The sequence below is a fragment of the Mizugakiibacter sediminis genome, assembly GCF_000953855.2.
GTDB classification, from domain to species: Bacteria; Pseudomonadota; Gammaproteobacteria; order Xanthomonadales; family Rhodanobacteraceae; genus Mizugakiibacter; species Mizugakiibacter sediminis.
The window spans coordinates 1-1,345 of record NZ_DF970246.1; the positions used below are offsets into that span (position 1 = coordinate 1).

Below are 1,345 nucleotides of genomic sequence, written 5' to 3' on the forward strand. Positions count from 1 at the left end.
CGCTGGTGCGCCGCCTCGGCGGAAGCGAGCAGCGCCGGCGCGCGCAGCGGGGCGAGCCGCGCGGCGCGCGCCAGCGCGCGGTCGGCTTCGCCGTAGCGGCCTTCGGCCAGCGCCAGCAGTCCTTCCGAGAAACGCTTGCGGCTGAGCCGGCGGTGGCGGCGCGAGAGCGCGCCGAACGGCCAGCGCAGCGCGTGCCACAGCACGGTCAGCGCGGCCCAGCCGACCAAGATCAGCGCCAGCGCGACGATCAGCGTGGATTCGATGCGCACGCCGCGGTAGCGCACCAGCACGTAGCCGGGGTCGACGGCGACCCAGTGCCAGCCGAACGCAGCCAGCGCGGCGACCGCGAACAGCAGCAGCAGCCAGCGCCAGAGCCTCATGGCGCGGCCTTGCCGCCGGCGCGCGCCGGCTTCAGCGCATGCACGGCGCGCAGGTCGTGCAGCTCCTTCAGCGCCGCGCCGAGCTGCGGCGCCGTTGCCGTCGCGGCCGGCTCGGCCGCCAGCCGCGCCAGTTCGGCGCGCGCCTGCTGCACGGCTTCGGCGCGGCCGTCGAACTGCAGGTCGAGCGTGGCCAGCGCGCGCTTCGACGCGGCGGCGTAGGCGCCGCGGTCGTAGGCGAGCAGCGCGGCCTGCGCCTCGGCCAGGTCGAGCGCGGCCAGCTCGCGGGCGAAGCGCGCGTCGGCGCTGGCCAGCGGCGCGCCGTCGTCGCGCGAGATGCGCACCAGGCCGGCCAGCGCGCGGCCGACACGGGCGAAGGCGCCATCGCCGCCGCCGGCGGTGCGCGGCATGTCCAGCGGTTTCAGCGGCAGGGCGGGCAGCGCGTCGCGCAGGCGCGACAGCGCGGCGAGATCGGCGGCGCGCGCGGTCGGCTTCACCGCCGCCAGCGCATCGCGCTCGGCGGCGAGGCTCTGGCGCACGCCGGCGAAGGCGGGATCCTCGACGCCGGACAGCGCCTGGTCGGCGAGATCGTAGGCGGCCAGCGCGCCCTCCGCGTCCTGGAACAGCGCATAGCGCTCCTTGGCCATGCGCAGCAGCATCTCCGCCTCGTCGAGCAGCATCGCGTCGTGGCCGGACAGGCGTTTCTCGGACAGGTTGGCGACGGCGTCCTCGAGATTGCGCGCGCGCTCCGACAGGCCGAGCACTTCCTCGCGCAGCGAGCGGTTGACCGCCTCGGCGTCGCCGAGCCGCTGGCGCAGGCCGCCGCGCTCCTGGCGGATGGCGGTCAAGGCGTCTTCCAGCGTGCTGATGCGCGCGTCCAGCGCCGCCGGCGAGCGGCCGCTGCCCTGCGCGGCGGCGTCGCCGCGCGCGCGCTGCCAGTTCGTCCAGGCCGCGTAGCCGGCCAGCGC

Annotated in this window: 2 protein-coding genes; both read right to left on the bottom strand. The window is 77.2% G+C overall.

Annotation, left to right across the window (positions count from 1 at the left end; genetic code table 11):
• Nucleotides 1–380, bottom strand: a 380-nt coding sequence (locus MBSD_RS13020) for a heme biosynthesis HemY N-terminal domain-containing protein (RefSeq protein WP_148667890.1), incomplete at its 3' end; no start/stop codon positions are given.
• On the bottom strand, nt 377–1,345 hold a 969-nt coding region (locus MBSD_RS13025; protein ID WP_062537736.1), incomplete at its 5' end, for a uroporphyrinogen-III C-methyltransferase. The genes MBSD_RS13025 and MBSD_RS13020, both read right to left, overlap by 4 nt.